This window comes from Halobellus sp. Atlit-38R (genome assembly GCF_003665925.1).
Classification (GTDB): domain Archaea; phylum Halobacteriota; class Halobacteria; order Halobacteriales; family Haloferacaceae; genus Haloquadratum; species Haloquadratum inordinatus.
Window position 1 is genome coordinate 1 of the sequence record NZ_QXIJ01000378.1, and the last position, 442, is coordinate 442.

Consider the following 442-nt stretch of genomic DNA (forward strand, 5'->3'; position numbering starts at 1 on the left):
GAGGCAGCCAGCGGCCCCGACTCCGCCCCCGGCCGCGAGCGTCGCGAGGACCGATCGACGGGATCGCGATTGCATGGGAAAGCCTTCAGACACCAGTCGAATATAACCTTCTCAAGTTACTACTTCGTGAGAAGTAATTGCTTAAGATTATATTTCGACAATCTCCAAGTTATTCGCGGTCATATCTAATTACGACGCCAGATCTGAAGGGAGACCTTCGACTGAGCGCGAGCTTCAGCGTGCCGTTGCCTACTGGTTCTGCCCAATTTCGACGGCACCGTTGGCGTGCGAACGTCTCCGCTCTCGACCGACTTGGTCCATCGTCCGTTCAGCGAGCTTTCGGAATGCTCGTGCCGGCTCCGAGTTACCGTCGGAAACGACGGGCTCTCCGACCTCGCACCCCTGTTGGATCGCAGGGTCGAGCGGGATCTCGGCGAGGAGC

General features: G+C 58.4%; 1 pseudogene. It reads right to left on the bottom strand.

Features of this window, described 5'->3' with window-relative positions:
* Positions 1 to 249 precede the first annotated feature (249 nt).
* Positions 250 to 442, bottom strand: a pseudogene (locus D3D02_RS21425) (Mrp/NBP35 family ATP-binding protein); the annotation flags it as partial.